Annotated in this window: 15 protein-coding genes; 13 read left to right on the top strand and 2 right to left on the bottom strand. The window is 74.5% G+C overall.

Going from position 1 to position 15,995, the window contains the following annotated elements:
• Positions 1 to 5 precede the first annotated feature (5 nt).
• Positions 6 to 1,634, top strand: a complete 1,629-nt coding sequence (locus ACVMYR_RS29795) for an alkaline phosphatase D family protein (RefSeq protein WP_077937680.1) — start codon at positions 6 to 8, stop codon at positions 1,632 to 1,634.
• A 75-nt stretch (positions 1,635 to 1,709) separates the two neighbouring features.
• Here the strand turns inward: ACVMYR_RS29795 and ACVMYR_RS29790 are convergent, their stop codons facing one another.
• On the bottom strand, positions 1,710 to 2,537 hold the full coding sequence (locus ACVMYR_RS29790) for an amidohydrolase family protein (RefSeq protein WP_431897836.1): 828 nt from the start codon (positions 2,535 to 2,537) through the stop codon (positions 1,710 to 1,712).
• Between the two features lie 101 nt (positions 2,538 to 2,638).
• Here ACVMYR_RS29790 and ACVMYR_RS29785 point away from each other — a divergent pair, with 101 nt between their 5' ends.
• From ACVMYR_RS29785 to ACVMYR_RS29760, 6 genes are all read left to right on the top strand, one after another.
• On the top strand, positions 2,639 to 3,892 hold the full coding sequence (locus ACVMYR_RS29785; RefSeq protein WP_457123385.1) for a M20 metallopeptidase family protein: 1,254 nt from the start codon (positions 2,639 to 2,641) through the stop codon (positions 3,890 to 3,892).
• Complete coding sequence (locus tag ACVMYR_RS29780) at positions 3,889 to 4,890, top strand: Gfo/Idh/MocA family protein (protein WP_396792657.1); 1,002 nt, start codon at positions 3,889 to 3,891, stop codon at positions 4,888 to 4,890. Before ACVMYR_RS29785 ends, ACVMYR_RS29780 begins: the two co-directional genes overlap by 4 nt.
• A 13-nt stretch (positions 4,891 to 4,903) precedes the next feature.
• Complete coding sequence (locus ACVMYR_RS29775; RefSeq protein WP_363633571.1) at positions 4,904 to 6,205, top strand: ABC transporter substrate-binding protein; 1,302 nt, start codon at positions 4,904 to 4,906, stop codon at positions 6,203 to 6,205.
• 61 nt (positions 6,206 to 6,266) lie between these two features.
• Positions 6,267 to 7,229 (top strand): carbohydrate ABC transporter permease, encoded by a 963-nt coding sequence (locus ACVMYR_RS29770; protein WP_091284601.1) that lies wholly within the window; start codon positions 6,267 to 6,269, stop codon positions 7,227 to 7,229.
• Positions 7,226 to 8,059, top strand: coding sequence for a carbohydrate ABC transporter permease (locus ACVMYR_RS29765; protein ID WP_077937686.1), 834 nt, complete (start codon positions 7,226 to 7,228; stop codon positions 8,057 to 8,059). Before ACVMYR_RS29770 ends, ACVMYR_RS29765 begins: the two co-directional genes overlap by 4 nt.
• A 95-nt stretch (positions 8,060 to 8,154) precedes the next feature.
• On the top strand, positions 8,155 to 8,478 hold the full coding sequence (locus ACVMYR_RS29760) for an L-rhamnose mutarotase (protein WP_096761644.1): 324 nt from the start codon (positions 8,155 to 8,157) through the stop codon (positions 8,476 to 8,478).
• Positions 8,479 to 8,623: 145 nt separating this feature from the next.
• On the opposite strand, the gene ACVMYR_RS29755 is transcribed toward ACVMYR_RS29760, so the two are convergent.
• Positions 8,624 to 9,754: a mandelate racemase/muconate lactonizing enzyme family protein gene (locus ACVMYR_RS29755; protein WP_052503792.1), complete on the bottom strand. Its 1,131-nt coding sequence runs from the start codon at positions 9,752 to 9,754 to the stop codon at positions 8,624 to 8,626.
• Between the two features lie 130 nt (positions 9,755 to 9,884).
• Between ACVMYR_RS29755 and ACVMYR_RS29750 the strand changes: the two genes are divergently transcribed.
• The 6 genes from ACVMYR_RS29750 to ACVMYR_RS29725 are packed head-to-tail and all read left to right on the top strand — an operon-like array spanning position 9,885 to position 15,888.
• Positions 9,885 to 10,820: a thiamine pyrophosphate-dependent dehydrogenase E1 component subunit alpha gene (locus ACVMYR_RS29750; protein WP_091284597.1), complete on the top strand. Its 936-nt coding sequence runs from the start codon at positions 9,885 to 9,887 to the stop codon at positions 10,818 to 10,820.
• Positions 10,813 to 11,793 (top strand): alpha-ketoacid dehydrogenase subunit beta, encoded by a 981-nt coding sequence (locus ACVMYR_RS29745; protein WP_457123384.1) that lies wholly within the window; start codon positions 10,813 to 10,815, stop codon positions 11,791 to 11,793. Before ACVMYR_RS29750 ends, ACVMYR_RS29745 begins: the two co-directional genes overlap by 8 nt.
• Positions 11,790 to 12,608, top strand: a complete 819-nt coding sequence (locus ACVMYR_RS29740) for an SDR family NAD(P)-dependent oxidoreductase (protein WP_457123383.1) — start codon at positions 11,790 to 11,792, stop codon at positions 12,606 to 12,608. The genes ACVMYR_RS29745 and ACVMYR_RS29740 overlap by 4 nt, the downstream gene beginning before the upstream one ends.
• A gap of 48 nt (positions 12,609 to 12,656) precedes the next feature.
• Entirely contained in the window at positions 12,657 to 13,979 is a 1,323-nt protein-coding gene (locus ACVMYR_RS29735) for a helix-turn-helix domain-containing protein (protein ID WP_077937692.1), read from the top strand.
• Positions 13,976 to 14,308, top strand: a complete 333-nt coding sequence (locus ACVMYR_RS29730) for a YciI family protein (RefSeq protein WP_077937706.1) — start codon at positions 13,976 to 13,978, stop codon at positions 14,306 to 14,308. The genes ACVMYR_RS29735 and ACVMYR_RS29730 overlap by 4 nt, the downstream gene beginning before the upstream one ends.
• A complete protein-coding gene (locus tag ACVMYR_RS29725; protein ID WP_457123382.1) occupies positions 14,308 to 15,888 on the top strand; it encodes a hypothetical protein in 1,581 nt (526 codons plus the stop codon). Before ACVMYR_RS29730 ends, ACVMYR_RS29725 begins: the two co-directional genes overlap by 1 nt.
• The last annotated feature ends 107 nt before the right edge of the window (positions 15,889 to 15,995 follow it).

The following is a 15,995-nucleotide window of genomic DNA, read 5'->3' as shown; positions in this document are numbered from 1 at the left end:
GAGGCATGACGAACACCATCGACCGTCGTACCCTCCTGCGGTTGGCCGGCGCATCCGCCGGCACGGCCGTGCTCGCCGGCGCCACCCTGACCGGCGCGGCCCCCGCCGGCGCGGCCGGCGGCGCGTTCCGGCACGGCGTGGCCTCCGGCGACCCGCTGCCCGACGGGGTCCTGCTCTGGACCCGGCTCACCCCCACCGACGAGGCGCAGCCCGGCTCCGGCGTCGGCCCGGAGGCGGAGGTGACCTGGCAGGTCGCCGCAGACCCCGACTTCGCGACCGTGACGGCCCAGGGCGCCCTGACCACCGGCCCCGCCCGCGACCACACCGTCAAGGTGGCGGTCACCGGCCTGGCCCCGGCCACCACCTGGTGGTACAGGTTCGGCTACGCGGGGGCGTGGTCGGCGACCGGGCGCACCATGACCGCGCCGCCCGCCGACGCCGACATCGACCGGCTCCGCCTCGGCGTGGTCTCCTGCGCCAACTGGGAGGCGGGCTACTTCTCGGCGTACCGGAACCTGGCCGACCGGGGCGAGGTCAACCTCGTCGTGCACCTCGGCGACTATCTCTACGAGTACGGCACCGGCGAGTTCGACGCCGGCGGGTCGGTGGTGCGGCCGGTGCTCCCGGCGCACGAGGTGCTGACGCTGGCCGACTACCGGATCCGGCACGCGCTGTACAAGACCGACCCGGACCTGCAGGCGCTGCACGCCTCCGTGCCGTGGGTGATCACCTGGGACGACCACGAGGTGGCCAACGACCAGTGGTCCGGCGGCGCGGAGAACCACACCCCGGCCACCGAGGGCGCCTTCGCCGACCGGGTCGCCGCCGCCCGGCAGGCGTACGCCGAGTGGATGCCGGTGCGCACGGGCGCGGACGGGGCGATCTACCGCCGGCTGCGGTTCGGGCGGCTGGCCGAGCTGTCCATGCTGGACCTGCGCAGCTACCGGTCGCAGCAGGCGTCGGGCTCGGCCGTCGACGACCCGGCCCGGACGATCACGGGCGACGCGCAGATGTCCTGGCTCAAGAACGGCCTGGCCGCCTCCACCGCCCGGTGGAAGCTCGTCGGCAACCCCGTGATGATCGCCCGGGTCGACCTCGCCACGCTGCCCGCCTGGCTGCTCGGCCCGATCGGCCGGCTGCTGGGCGTCCCCGAGAACGGCGTGGTGCTCAACCCCGACCAGTGGGACGGCTACAACGCCGACCGCAACGAACTGGTCGACCACCTGCGCGCCACCGGCACCCGCGACGTCGTCTTCCTGACCGGCGACATCCACACCTCGTGGGCCAACGAGGTCACCACCCGGGCCACCGGCACCGCCACCCCGGCCGCCGTCGAGTTCGTGGTGCCCTCGGTGACCAGCGACAACGTCAACGACTTCCTCGGCCTGCGGGAGGGCAACGCGCTCAGCGTCCTCGGCGCGGACCTGCTCCGGGCGACCAACACGCACGTGCGCTGGACGGAGCTGGACGGCCACGGCTACGGCGTGCTGGAGGTGACCCGGCAGCAGTGCCGGATGGACTGGTACCACCTGGCGGACCGGACCCGACCGGGCAGCGCCAGCCGGTGGGTGGCCGGCTGGTCGGTGGCCGCCGGGTCGTCGACGCTGCGCCGGGAGGCCGCGCCGCAGGCGTGACCCGGCTGCGGCGGGGCGGGCGGGAAGCGGTCCGTCCCGCCCCGCTGCGGCGTCACCGCCCGTCCCGCCCCGGCGTCAGCGCCCGCGCAGGGCGCGGTGGAGGTTGCCGCCGAACACGTCGGCCGCCTCGGCGGCGGAGAGCCCGTCGAGCCCGACCGGGCGCAGGGTCTGGGCGAACGACACGTGGTCCAGGCTGGGGGAGAAGTCCGAACCCCAGTAGAGCCGCCGCGCGCCGAACCGGTGCAGCAGCAGGTCGACGAAGGGCCGGGCGGCGTCGTGCGGGTACGCCTCGGCGGGGTCGCTCACGGCGTACAGGCCGGAGACCTTGACCCCGACGTGCGGCAGGTGGGCCAGGTCGGTCAGCGGGGCGAGCCGGTCGGCGGCGGCCCGGTCGGCCGGCACGGCGCGCTGCCGGCCGGGCAGGCCGAGGTGGCTGAACAGCACCGGGCAGCCGTCGAGCGCGGCCAGTGCCCGCCTGAGCCGGCCGGTCGCCTCGGGCGTGGCGTTGAGGCTGACCACCGCGCGGGCGTCGTTGAGCGGCCCGGCGACGGTCCGGGCCCAGCCGGCGAACGCGTCGGCCGCATCCGGGTCGGGCAGGTACGCGGCGACGCCCGCGAACCCTGCCGCCCAGAGGCGGTCCAGGCCGGCCCGGTCGGTGCCGGTGACCGGAACGTACGCCACCGGCGCGATCCAGTCGTGGCTGGCCGCGAGCGCGGCGAGGTGCCCGTTGTTGCCGGCGAACTCCGGCGCGCCCTCGTAGCCGACGACGAGCGCCCGGCCGATGCCGTGTTCGTGGCGCAAAGTCCGGTAGACGGCGAGTTCGTCGCCCCCGGCCGGGGACCTTCCGTAGCGGCCCGGATACCCGTCGGCGAAGAGGTGCAGGTGTGCGTCGGCGCGTTCCATGGCCGGACCCTAACCGATTCCGAGCTGCCCATTGACGTGGGAGGACCCCTCGCTTAGGTTCTTGTCTCAATTAGGTCCGGATTATCGGACGCAGGCGAGGGGTGATCCGCGTGGTGCAGGCGTACGAGGGCGTTGATGATCTGGTGCGGCTGCGAAGGCAGCTTCACCAGCACCCTGAGCTGCGGTTCACCGAAAAGCAGACGGCGGCGGTCCTCGCCGACCGGCTCGCCCCGATCGCCCGGGTTCGCTCCGGTGTCGCCGGCACCGGTCTCGTCGCCGAGATCGAAGGGCGTGCGCCGGGCCCCTCGGTCTTGCTTCGGGCCGATATGGACGCCTATCCGGTCCAGGACGCCAAGGAGGTGCCCTGGGCGTCGGGCAACCCCGGGGTCTGCCACGCCTGCGGGCACGACGTGCACATGAGCGTCGTCGCCGGCGTCGCGGCCCGGCTCGCGGCCGACCCGCCCGCTCGGGGCGCGGTGACCGTGCTGTTCCAGCCGGCCGAGGAGATCCCCTTCGGCGAGGACTCCGGCGCCGCCGCCGTGCTCGCCGACGCCGCCCTGCGCGGCCGGCGCTTCGACGCCGTCCTCGGCCTGCACTGCTGGCCCGACCTGCCCGTCGGCGCGGTCGGCGTCGACCGGGAGACCGCGATGGCGGCCAAGGACGCCTTCCGGGTCGAGGTGCTCGGCCGCGCCGCGCACGCCGCCACCCCCGCCCTGGGCCGGGACGCCATCCTCGGCCTGGCCGGCATCGTCAACCTCCTGCACGCCGGGGTCGCCCGCTCCCGCAACCCGCACGAGCTGGTCGCCTTCAACATCGGCACCATCGCGGGCGGGGCCAGCCAGAGCCAGGTCGCCGAGCGGGCGGAGGCGACCGGCACCCTGCGCACCCACGACGAGGCCACCCGCGCGCGGCTCAAGGAGGTGATCGAGCGCATCGCCCGGCAGCAGGCCGCCGCGCTCGACCTGGGCCTGCGGTTCACCTGGGCCAACGAGATGCCGCCGGTGCGCAACGCCGCGCCGCTGGTGGCCCTCGCCCACGCCGAGCTGCCCGCCGTGGTCACCGTCGCGGACCTGACCGCGCCGCCGCTGACCACCGACGACTTCGCCCTGCTGGGCGCGCTCGGCCCCAGCCTGTACGTCAAACTCGGGGTGACCGGCGAGCGCGGCGGCGCGCCGCTGCACTCCGGCGCCTTCGACGTCGACGAGCGGTGCATCGGGGCGGGCGTGGCCGCCCTGGACCGCCTCACCCGGGCCGTCCTCGCCGGCCGCCTCGCCGAGGCGGAGACCGCCGACGTCCCCGGCGCGCGGGCCGCCGGTGCCGCCCCCGCCGCCACCTCCGAGGCGGTCGGGGCATGAGCCGCCCGTCCGTGGCCGTGGTCGGCGCGGGGGCGTTCGGCGTACGGCACCTGGCCGCGTACCGGTCGCTCGGCGTGCCCGTGCACGCCCTGGTCGAGCCGGACGCCGCGACCCGGGCGCGGGTGGCCGCGGAGCACGACGTGCCGCGGACGTACGCCACCGTGGCCGAGTTGCTGGCCGCCGCCGGGCCGGACGCCGCGTCGGTGTGCGTCCCCGGCCCGGCGCACCGCGCGGTCGCAGTGGAGCTGCTCGCCGCCGGGGTGCCCGTGCTGGTGGAGAAGCCGCTCGCCGCGACCGCCGCCGACGCCGCCGCCATCGTGGCCGCCGCCGAACGCTCCGGCGTGCTCTGCCAGCCGGGGCACATCCTGCGGCACAGCGCCCCCCACCGGGCCCTGCACGACGCGGTCCGCGCCGGCCGGATCGGCGACGTGCTCGCCGTGTCGTCGCGCCGCGACCGGCCCCGCACCCTCAGCCGGCTCTTCCCGCGCGAACACCCCGCGCTGCTCACCGCCGTGCACGACATCGACCTCGCCCTCTGGTACGCCGGAGCGCCCGTGGTCGAGGTGCGCGCGGCGGCCCGGACCCGACCCGGATCGGCCACCCCGGTCCTGGTGTGGGCGGAGCTGCGGCACGCCAACGACGTCGTGTCGTCGATCCGCAACAGCTACCTGCTGCCCGAACACACCCCGAACCACACCTCGGACCTGGTCGAGGTGTACGGCACCGACGGGGTCGCGCACGTCGACCTCGGCCACCCCACGCTGCTCGTCCAGGGCGAGCCGACCGAGGCGCCGGACTGGCTCCTCTCCCCGGTCGACGGCGGCGGAGCGCTCGCCGCCGAGCTGCGGCACTTCCTCGGCCGGATCGACGGCACCGAGCCGACGGCGGTCGTCCCGCTCGCCGACGGCCTGCACGTCGTCCGGGTCGCCGAGGCCGTGGTCGACAGCGCCTCCGCCGGCGGGTCGGCCCGCCGCGTCCCTCAGAGCCCCCACTTGTGACAGGAGCTACCCGATGTTTCGACGGAGTTTGGCCGGTGCCCTCGCCGCCGGCATGGCGGCCGCCGCGCTGCTGACCGGATGCGGCGGCGGCGGTGACGACGCCAGCGACGGCCCGGTCACCCTGAAGGTGCTGACCTGGGAGCCCGGCGGCACCGAGTACTGGAAGCAGGTCAAGAGCACCTTCGAGGCCGGCCACCCGAACATCAAGCTGGAGATGCAGTCCGTCCCCTTCGACAAGTACCCCGAGGTGCAGGGCCCGTACATCACCTCGCAGTCCGGGCCGGACGTGATGGCCAACAACGCCGGCCTGGAGCTGTTCGACCGGCGCGGCGCGTACGTGCCGCTGGGCGACAAGGCCGCCGAGATCACCAAGGACCTGGTCACCTACAGCGGCGCCTGCGAGGGCTTCGACACCGGCAAGACCTGCTACGGCGTGCCGTTCTCCTACCAGGGCAACGTCCTCTACTACAACAAGGCCGTCCTGACCGCCGCCGGCCTGGACCCGGAGAAGCCCCCGGCGACCTGGGACGAGTTCGGCGCGGCCTGCGACGCGGTGAAGAAGGCCGGCAAGACCTGCCTCGCGCTCGGCCTCTCCGGCACCTTCCCGGCGTACTGGGACTTCCCGGAGATCGCCCGCAACTATCTCACCGAGGACGACATCCGGGCCCTGCTCGCCGGCAAGCTGTCCTGGAAGGACCCGAAGCTCGTCGCGGTGCTGGAGAAGCTCGCGGAGATCACCACCAAGGGCTGGGCGAACAAGAACGCCCCGTCGATCACCATGCTCCCCGACGGCGCGGACATCTTCCAGCGCGGTGACGCCGCGTTCGCCGGCACCATCATCTCCGACGCGGTGAACTGGGAGGCGTTCGGCAAGGCCCTCGGCGACGACAAGCTCGGCGTCACCCGGTGGCCGGCGATCGACCCGGCGGCCCCGCTGGCCCAGAAGTTCTCCGGCATCGAGGGCGCCGTCTACGGCGTCACCCAGTGGAGCCAGAAGAAGCAGGCCGGCCTGGAGTTCATCACCTGGCTCGCCGGCAAGGAGAACGGCGAGCTGTGGGTCAAGTACGGCAAGGGCCAGCCGCTGAACAAGAACGTCGACAAGGCGCTGCTGCCCTCGTCGCCGGCCTTCCTGAAGATCCAGGAGCTGGTGGCCCAGCCGACCCTGCACGCCGGGGTGATGCTCTCCGGCCCCGAGGCCGACGCCCTGGCCCGCGGCTGGCAGCAGGTCACCCTCGGCCAGCTCACCGTCGACAAGTGGGCCGAGCAGATGCAGCAGGCGCTGGAGCGCAGCCCCACGAAGAAGCAGACCAAGTAGCCACCCCGGGCGGGGCGACCCCTCGTCGCCCCGCCCGGCCAGCCCCGGGGGAGGAACCCTGATGACGATCTCCACGGCGCCCGCGTCGGAGCCGGTGGCCGCCGACGCCCCGCCCGCGCCCGGCCGCCGCCGGGCCCACCGGCCGGGACAGGCCCGGGAATGGTGGCTCGGCGCCGCGCTGGTGCTGCCCGCGCTCGCCCTGGCCGTGCTGTTCAAGCTGGTGCCCCTCGCGCGGGGCGTGCTCACCAGCTTCGAGTCGTCCAGCGGGTTCGGCGGCAGCGAGTTCGCCGGGGCCGACAACTACACCCGGATGTTCGACGACCCGATGGTGCTCACCAGCTTCCGCAACGCCCTGCTGGTGGTGGCCACCCTGCCGGTGTGGATCGTGGTCCCGCTGGTGCTGGCGCTGCTCATCCACCAGCGCTCGCCGGGCTGGAAGTTCTTCCGCGCCGTCTACTTCGTGCCGTACACCATCGCGCCCATCGTCGTCGGCATCATGTTCCGGCAGATCCTCGCCCCCGACGGGCCGCTCAACGCCCTGCTGCGCGGCGTCGGCCTGCAGCCGCTGGCGATCGAGTGGCTCAACGGCCGGCACAGCGCGCTGTTCTCGCTGGTCGCGGTCGCCCTGTGGAGCTTCTTCGGCCTCGGCGTGATGACCTACCTCGCCGGCCTGGCCACCATCCCCGAGGAGACGCTGGAGGCGGCGTACCTCGACGGGGCGGGCTTCTGGCGGCGGCTGTTCTCGGTGGTCGTGCCGATGCTGCGCCCGACCGTGGCGTACTGGAGCGTGCTCTGCGCCTCCGGCGTGCTGATCTGGCTGTTCCCGCTGATCTACGCGCTGACCCAGGGCGGGCCGGGCGACGCCACCATGCTCCCCGAGTACCTGGTCTTCCTCACCACCTTCCAGTTCCTCGACCGCGGCTACGGCTCGGCCATCGGCATCGCCCTGTTCGTCTTCGTCGCCGTGCTGTCGATCTTCAGCGTGCGGCACATGTTCACAGAGGGGACCCGTAAGCCGCGATGAACGCGCGCCACTCCGCCCGCATCGGGCGCTACCTGCTGACGTTCGCGTTGGTCGTCGTCGCCGTCGCGGCGATCTACCCGCTGCTGTTCACCGTGGTCAGCTCGCTGAAGACGCAGGCCGGCTTCGCCGAGGACCCGCTGGGCCTGCCCGCCGGGATCACCCTGGACAACTACCTCGAGGCGTTCCGCCGGATGAACATGCCCCGGCTGCTGCTCAACTCGCTGATCACCACCGTCGGCGGGCTGGTGCTGTCGGTGCTCGCCGCGCTGCTGGTCGCGTACGCGGTGACGAAGCTGCGCTTCCGCGGTCGCAAGATTGTCTTCCTGCTGATCATCGTGACCCTGACCATCCCCAGCCAGGCGATCATCTACCCGCTCTACCAGACCGTGCTCGACCTGGGCATGTCCGGCGAATACCAGGGCCTGATCCTGGCGTACGCGGCGTTCGGGCTGCCGCTGGGCACGTATCAGCTCGCCGGCTACTTCCAGCAGGTGCCCGACGAGCTGATCGAGGCGGCCCGCGTCGACGGCGCGGGGCACCTGACCATCCTGTTCCGGCTGCTCGCCCCCATCGCCACCCCGGCCCTCGCGGCGCTGGCCATCTTCAACTTCGTCTGGATGTGGAACGACCTGCTGCTGCCCCTGGTCATCATGGGCGGCTCGGACAGCAAGACGCTGATGGTCGGCGTCTCCCTGCTCAGCGGCCAGTACGACGTGTCGGTGCCGCTGGTCAGCGCCGGCCTGATCGTCGCGCTGCTGCCGGTGCTGGTCATCTACCTGGTCTTCCAGCGGCAGCTCGTCTCCGGCGCGCTGGCCGGCTCGGGCAAGTGACCGCCCCGGCGGGTGCCGGCCCCGCTCGTCCGCCGGCTGGCGGCGCCGGCCCGGCGGGGCGCGCGGCGGGCGCGACGGCCGGGCCGGGGGAGCAGGTGTGCCACCTGTACCGGCTGCGCCCCGGCGCCGAGGCCGAGTACGAGCGCCGGCACGCCGAGGTGTGGCCGGAACTGTCCGCGCTGCTCGACGAGGCGGGGATCTACGAGTACGCCATCTACCGGCGCGACCTGCTGCTGATCTGCGTGCTGCGGACCCGCTCGGGCTTCGCCCACGCCGACGCGGTCACCGGCGCCTCGCCGGTGCAGGCCCGGTGGACGGCGTCGCTGGCGCACCTGTTCGCCGAGATCGCCGACGCCGACGGCGAGCCGCTGTGGGCGCACCGGGTGTTCCACCACCCCGGCCACCCGCCCCAGGACTAGCGGGGCGGTGCGCGTCGCCCCCACCGCACCCGCGTCGCCCACCGCGCCCCCCGCGCCGCCCGCGCCCCCCGCGCCCCCGCGCCGCCTGCGCCTGCGGTGAGAAGGGTTCCCTTCTCTACCGCAGGCGTTAACAGGGGGCCCTTCCTTACACCGCGTACGCGACGGAGCCGTCGGCGCGCAGCGGGATGCGGGTCAGCGGCCGGCCGGTCAGGTCCAGCGGCGTCGGGTCGGACAGGTCGAGGGTGACGCCCAGCCCGGGGTCCTGCGGCACGGGCAGGAACCCGCCCTCGCGGCGCACGCAGGCCCGCGCCGGGCCGTCGGCGAGCGCGTCGTCCAGCGGCGAGTACTCCTGGGTGACGAAGTTCGGGATGACCGTGTCCAGGTGCACGGAGGCCATGGTCAGCAGCGGGCCGAGGCAGTTGTGGGTGACCACGGCCGCGTGGTGCGCCTCGGCCAGCGCGGCGATCTTGCGGGCGTGGCTGAGGCCGCCGGCGAGCCCGACGTCGGGCCGGACGTACTGCGCGCCGCCCTGGGCGAGCAGCTCCTTGAACTCCCAGATGGTGTGCAGCCGCTCCCCGTTGGCCATCGGCACGCCCGGCGCCCGCCGGAGCACCCCGGCCTGGCTGCTCACGCTGTCGATCTGGATCGCGTCCTCCACCATCAGCGGGTGGTGCCGGGCCAGCGCCGGCACGACCGCCTCGGCCTGCAACGGGGTGAGCTTGCGGTGCAGCTCGATCAGCAGGTCGACGTCCGCGCCGACGGTGTCGCGCACCGCCGCCGTGGTGGCCTCGGTCTCGGCCACGAGGCGGGCCTGCGACAGGTCGCCGTAGTTCGCCGGCAGCGGGTCGAACTTCACGGCGGTGAAGCCGTCGGCGACGGCGGCGGCGGCCTCGGCGGCGAGGGCCTGTGCGCCGGTGCCGCCCAGCAGCAGGTGCAGCCGGATCCTCTCGCGCACCCGGCCGCCCAGCAGCTGCCACACCGGCACGCCGAGCCGCTTGCCGAGCAGGTCCCACAGGGCCAGGTCGACGGCGGAGACGGCGGCGGTGAGCACCGAGCCGCGGAACGGGCCCATCCGGTAGAGGTGGTGCCAGTGGTGTTCGATCCGGCCGGCGTCCGCCCCGATCAGGTAGGGCCGGAACGCCTCCACCACGGCGTGCACCGCCGTCGGGTAGCCCCAGCAGGCGGACTGGCCGACCCCGGTCAGCCCGTCCGCCGTGTGCACCTGGACGAAGTGCGCGTCGCCGCGCACCGCCGACTCGACCTCGACGATCTCCATGCCCGCTCCCAAATTAGAGACCAATAACGGCCACAAACTTGCTTCAGCACTCTTCCATAGCCTTGGACTGCTGGTCTAGGCTCCACAACCAACGAGCCGGAATAAGGCTCAATTATCTCTGGGGGGTGTGATGGGGCTGCCGGACGACTATCGGCTCATGGCCCGGATCCGCCGGTTCGAGGAGCGGCTGACCGCCCTCAAGGACGCCGGCGAGATCCCGGGCTCGATCCACCTGTGCAACGGCCAGGAGGCCATCCCGGTCGGTGCCTGCCGGGCGCTGCGCGACGGGGACCACGTCACCGCGACCTACCGGGGGCACGGCTGGGCGATCGCCCGGGGCGTCGACCTCACGGGCCTGTTCGCCGAGATGATGGGCCGCGACTCGGCGCTGTGCGGCGGGCGCGCCGCCTCGCCGTACCTGTCGGACCCGGGCCGCTGGTTCGTCGGCGAGAACTCCATCGTGGGCGCCGGGGTGCCGATCGCGACGGGTGCGGCGCTCACCGCGCAGCGCACCGGCAGCGGCGCGGTGTCGGTGGTCAGCATCGGCGACGGCGCGATGAACCAGGGCAACGTGCACGAGGCGCTCAACCTCGCCGCCGTGCTCGACCTGCCCCTGGTGCTGGTGGTGGAGAACAACGTTTACTCCGAGATGTCGCGCATCTCGGACATGGTGCGGGTCAAGCAGCTCGCCGAGCGGGCCGCCGGCTACGGCCTGCCCGGCCGGGTGGTCGACGGCAACGACCCCGACGCCGTGTACGACGCGGTCGCCGAGGCCGTGGACCGGGCCCGCGAGGGCTCCGGTCCGTCCATCGTGGAGGCCATGACCGAGCGCCTCGTCGGCCACTACAGCGGCGACGCGCAGCACTACCGCCCGGCCGGCGAGATCACCGCCGCCCGGCAACGCGAGCCGTTGGCCCGCATCCGGACCGCCGCCGACGCCGACCTGACCGCCCGGCTCGACGCGATCGACGCCGAGGTCGACGCCGAGATCGAGGCCGCCGTCACCGCCGCCCGCGCCGTGCCCCACCCGGACCCGGCGACCGCGAGGGAGCACGTCTATGTCTGAGTCGCTGCGCTACATCCAGGCCGTCAACGCGGCCCTCACCTGGGCCCTGGACAGCCGGACCGACACCGTCTACTTCGGCGAGGACGTGGCCCTGCCCGGCGGGCCGTTCGGCGCCACGAAGGGGCTGCACAAGAGGTTCGGCTCAAACCGGATCTTCGACACCCCGATCTCCGAGACCGGCTTCCTCGGCATGGCCCTCGGCGCGGCCATGACCGGCCTGCGGCCGATCGCCGAGATCATGTACGCCGACTTCTCGTTCGTGGCGATGGACCAGATCGTCAACCAGATCGCCACCATCCGCTACTCCAGCGCCGGGCGCTGGAAGGCCCCGCTGGTGATCCGGATGCAGCAGGGCTACTCGCCCGGGGCGTGCGCCCAGCACTCGCACTCGCCGGAGGCGTACTTCGCGCACACCCCCGGCCTACGGGTCGCGCTGCCGGCCACCCCCGACGACGCGTACCAGATGCTGCGCACCGCCGTCGTCAGCGACGACCCGGTGGTCGTCGCCGAGGCCCGGATGCTCTACCCGACCCGGGGCCCGGTGCGCACCGACGCCCCGGTGGAACCGGTCGGTGGGGCCCGGGTCGTCCGGTCCGGCACCGACGTCACCGTCGTCGCCTGGTCCCGGATGGTGTCGGCGGCCCTCGACGCCGCCACCACCCTGGCCGGGGAGGGCATCGACGCCGAGGTGGTCGACCTGCGCTGGCTCAACCCCCTCGACTTCGACACGGTCGCCGCGTCGGTGGCCCGCACCGGCCGGCTGGTCGTCGCGCACGAGGCCAACCTCACCGGCGGGTTCGGCGCGGAGATCGCCGCCCGGGCCGCCGCCGAGTGCTTCGCCGACCTGCGCGCGCCGATCGCCCGGGTGGCCGCCCCGGACGTGCCGATGCCCGCCGCGCCCGCCCTGCAGGCCGTCGTGGTGCCCGAGGCCGCGACCGTGGCCGACGCGGTACGCCGGACGGTGCGGGCGTGAGCGACGGGGGCCCGCCGTCCGGTGCCGGCGACCGGGTCCCGCCGTCCGGTGCGGGCACCGGCGGCGGGGCCGCCGCCGGCCTGCTCGCCGGCCGGCGGGTGGTCGTCGTCGGCGGCGCGTCCGGCATCGGCCTGGCCACCGTGGTCGCCGCCGCCGACGCCGGTGCGGCCGTCGCCGTGCTCGACGCCGACTCCGCCGGCGCGGACCGCGCCGCCGCGCGGGCCCGCGCGGCCGGGGCGACGGCCTGCTCCCGCGGCGTGGACGTCACCGTCGAGGACGAGGTGGCCGCCGCGTTCGACGCCGTGGCAGCCGACCTGGGCGGGGTCGACGCCGTGCTGCACGTCGCGGGCGTGATGCGCGGCCAGGGCCTGGACGTGCGCGACGTGCCGGTCGAGCTGTGGTCGCGGGTCATCGCCGTCAACCTCACCGGCCCGTTCCTGGTCGCCAAGCACGCCGCCCGGCACCTGAGCAGGGGCGACGGCGTGCTCGTGCTGGTCGGGTCGAAGGCGGGCGTGCAGACCGGCTCCGGCTCGGTACCCTACGGCGCGAGTAAGGGAGGGTTGCACGGTCTGGCGCTCACGCTGGCCCGCCAGCTCGGTCCACAGGGGATCCGCGTGCACGCGCTCTGCCCGGGGGACATCGACACGCCGCTGATGCGACGGTCGCTGGACGAGGCGCGGGCCAACGGCACCGACGGCGGGCGGATCGCCGCGGTCGAGGCCGCGCTGGGTCGCCCCGAGGACGTCGCCTCGGTGCTGGTCCTGCTGGCGTCGCCGGTCAGTGCCGGCCTCGTCGGTACGGTCTGCGCCGGCTGATCAGCCCACCCACCCCAGGCCAGCGGCGCACCACATGGAGGCAGCATCGTGATCGGGATCATCGGCCCGGAGGACTCGATCCGGCTCGTGCAGGAGGTGGCGGCCGGGGAGGGCCGCGCGGACACCGTCACCGCGCGCGCCTACACCCGGCCCGAACAGGCCCCCGACCTCGCCCGCGAGCTGGACGAGGTGTGCCAGGTGCTGCTGTTCACCGGCCGCATCCCGTACGCGTTCGCCAGCGCGGCCGGCGACCTGCGGGCGGAGATCGACTACGTCCCGCACGCCGGCATCGACCTCTACCGGACCCTGTCGCGGATGTTGCTGGCCAGTGGCGGGAAGCTGCCCCGGGTCAGCGTGGACACCATCGAGGCCGAGATCGTCCGCGAGACGTACCACGACATCGAGGTGGCCCCGCCGACCGAGATCCTGCCGATCGCCGACTCCTCCGGGCTGCTCTTCTCCGGGCTCGACGAGATCACCGCCTACCACCGCGAGCGCTACGCCTCCGGCGCGGTCGAGGCGTGCCTGACCTGCCTCGGCGCGGTGCACCGCGACCTGGCCGACAGCGGGGTGCCGGTGTGGCGCGTCGAGCACACCCGCGCCTCGGTGCGCGACGCGCTGCGCCGGGCCTGGCTCGCCGCCGAGGTGCGCCAGTCCCGGGCCACCCAGATCGCCGTGATGATGGTCGACCTCGGCGCGTCGACGCACCGGGCGCAGGACCCGTACCAGGCCGAGCGGCAGCGGCTGCGGGTGCGGGAGGCGCTGCTGGAGCACGCGGAGCGGATGCGCGGCCGGCTCGCCACCGTCGACGACCGGACCATGGTGATCACCACCACCCGGGGCACCGTGGAGAGCGCCATCGCCCGGCACCGCGACGGGCACGCCTCCCTGCTCACCCTGCGCGGGGTCGACGTCGAACACGCCGTCGGCTTCGGCGCGGGCACCACCATCGCCGCCGCCGAGGACAACGCCCGCAAGGCCCTCGCGCTGGGCCGGCACAGCGGCGACACCCACGTGGTCTTCCCCGACGGCGAGGTCTACTCCAGCCGGGAGACCACCGTGCGCCCCCGGCTGCGGGAGACCGCCCCGGGCGTGCTGCGCGTCTCCGAGCAGCTGCGCATCGGGCCGCTGTCGACGCGCCGGCTGCTGGAGGCCCTGCACCAGATGGACCCCGACCAGGTCACCGCCCGTGGGCTGGCCGACGCGTACGGGGTGGAGGCGCGCTCGGCCCGCCGCCTGCTCAAGGCCCTGCGGGCGGCCGGCTTCGCCGAGGAGGTCGGCGTGCACGTGAGCACCGGCGCGGGCCGCCCGCAGGCCGTCTACCGGGTCGCCATGCGGCGGCTGCTCGGCGCGATCGGGGCCGAGGCGTGACCGGGCCGACCCCCGACGCGGGCGCGCCGCTGCGGTTCGAGCCGACGTACCTCGTCACCGCCGCCTTCGCCGCCGACGCCGCCGCCCGGCGCGAACCCCACCGGGCCGCGCACCTGGCGCACGTGCGCGCCCTGCTCGCCGACGGCACCGCCCTGGTCGCCGGGGCGCGCGCCGACCTGACCGCCTCCGTGCTGGTGCTGCGGGCCGCCGACGCGACCGCCGCCCGCGCCTTCGTCGAACAGGACCCCTACTGGCGGCACGGGGTGTGGACCACGCTCGACGTGGCCGACTACCTCGCCGCCACCAGCCACACCCTCGGGAGGACATGATGTCGTCGTACCGCCAGGTTGCCGGCGTGCGGGTGCTCGGGGCCGAGCACGCGCCGTACGCCGCCGGGCTGCTGCGTGAGGCGTGGGGCGACGGCGGCCCCGACGCCGTGCCGGTGCGCCTCGCCGTCGACCCGGCGCTGCCCGAGGGCGGCCACCACGTCGACGTGCCGGAGGCCGGCGAGATCCGGCTCACCGGCGACCCGTTCGCCGGCCTGGTGTACGCCGCCCGCGACCTCGTCGACCGGGCCACCGGAGCCGGCCTGCCCGTTGGCGCGTCCGCCGCCGCACCCGGGCTGCCGCTGCGCACCCTGTGGACCTGGGACCACTCGACCAACTGGGACACCCGGCAGCTCGGCCAGCAGGAGATCGGCGCGCTCAACCCGTACGCCAAGTCCGCCGACGCGTTCGGCGCCGACTACCGGCGGCTCGTCGACTTCTGCAGCCGCGAGCGGATCGGCGGCATCGTCGTGTACGGGCTGCTGCGCGACGCCCACGGCGGCGTCGAGGCGGCCCGTGACCTGTGCGAGTACGCCAATGCCCGGGGCGTGCGGATCATCGCCGGGGTCGGCATCAACGCCTACGGCGGCATCTACTTCGACGGCCGGCACCGCTACAACCTGGCCACCTGGCTGCGGCAGCGCCCCGACCTGGCCGCGGAGCTGCCGAAGAAGGTCGGCTTCGACATCGACGAGTTCGGCGACCTGCACTTCCCGGCCAGCGAGTACATGATGGCCGCCTGCCCGTCGCAGCCGGACAACCTGGCCTGGCACCGCGACGCCATCGACTGGCTGCTGGACACCCTGCCCGTCGGCGGGATCAACTTCGAGACCGGCGACTACGGCAGCTGCGCCTGCGCCCGCTGCGCCCGGCGCACCGGCGGCGAGCGCACCTCCTGGTCGTACGAGGCGATGCGCGCGGTCTACCCGACCCTGCTGGAGACCGCCCGCCGCCCCGGCCCGGCCGGGGTGCCGCTGCGCCACCTCGTCGAGGTCTACTGGGACAACATCTTCGACCTCGACGCGCAGCAGCCCCTCGCCGACCTGCCCGACGACGTCGCCTACCAGTACTGCGTGAACCGGGGCTTCTGGTACGACCAGCGCGACCGCCTCACCGCCGCCCACGTCGACCGGCTGCCGCACACCACGAACGTGCTGCGCACCCACGCCGGGTCGCAGTGGAACCGGCAGCGCCACTCCTGGGTGCCCGAGATGTACGCCGACATGGCCACCCGCTCCGGGGCGGCCGGTATGCGCGGGCTGACCATCTTCGCCGAGGCGGCGGCCTACCACCCGACCAACGAGATCAGCTATCTGGCGTACGCCCGGTTCTCCTGGAACCCGGAGCTGGCCTGGGCGGACTTCTGGCGCGACGAGGTCGCCCCCCGCTTCGGCGGGTCGGCCGAGGCCGAGGCGTTCCGTGCCGGCGCGGCCCTGCTCGACGACCCGGCGGCCGACGCGGCGGCCCTGACCGCCGTGCGCGGCGACGCCCTCGCCATGGTCGCGGCGACCGGCGGGGAGGTGCAGCGCCGCTGGCTGTGGCTCGCCGAGCGGGCCGCCCGGTACGCCCACTCGGCCGGCTGACCGCGCCCCGGCCGGTGGCATGACGGTTGCCGCGCGGGACCGTGACAGTCCGGTGAAGAATCCGCCGGCCGGGTGGTGGCGGGTTTGCCTCCCCGGCCACCGGGGGC

The sequence above is a fragment of the Micromonospora sp. PTRAS2 genome, assembly GCF_054052245.1.
The sequence above is the reverse complement of the archived record's forward strand: the minus strand, read 5'-3'. Positions and strand labels throughout refer to the sequence as shown.

Coding starts and splice junctions, on each gene's coding strand:
- ACVMYR_RS29745 (WP_457123384.1), top strand. CDS start 10,813: ATGTCTGAGTCGCTGCGCTACATCCAGGCCGTCAACGCGGCCCTCACC.
- ACVMYR_RS29725 (WP_457123382.1), top strand. CDS start 14,308: ATGTCGTCGTACCGCCAGGTTGCCGGCGTGCGGGTGCTCGGGGCCGAG.
- ACVMYR_RS29775 (WP_363633571.1), top strand. CDS start 4,904: ATGTTTCGACGGAGTTTGGCCGGTGCCCTCGCCGCCGGCATGGCGGCC.
- ACVMYR_RS29765 (WP_077937686.1), top strand. CDS start 7,226: ATGAACGCGCGCCACTCCGCCCGCATCGGGCGCTACCTGCTGACGTTC.
- ACVMYR_RS29790 (WP_431897836.1), bottom strand. CDS start 2,537: ATGGAACGCGCCGACGCACACCTGCACCTCTTCGCCGACGGGTATCCG.
- ACVMYR_RS29750 (WP_091284597.1), top strand. CDS start 9,885: ATGGGGCTGCCGGACGACTATCGGCTCATGGCCCGGATCCGCCGGTTC.
- ACVMYR_RS29755 (WP_052503792.1), bottom strand. CDS start 9,754: ATGGAGATCGTCGAGGTCGAGTCGGCGGTGCGCGGCGACGCGCACTTC.
- ACVMYR_RS29795 (WP_077937680.1), top strand. CDS start 6: ATGACGAACACCATCGACCGTCGTACCCTCCTGCGGTTGGCCGGCGCA.
- ACVMYR_RS29780 (WP_396792657.1), top strand. CDS start 3,889: ATGAGCCGCCCGTCCGTGGCCGTGGTCGGCGCGGGGGCGTTCGGCGTA.
- ACVMYR_RS29770 (WP_091284601.1), top strand. CDS start 6,267: ATGACGATCTCCACGGCGCCCGCGTCGGAGCCGGTGGCCGCCGACGCC.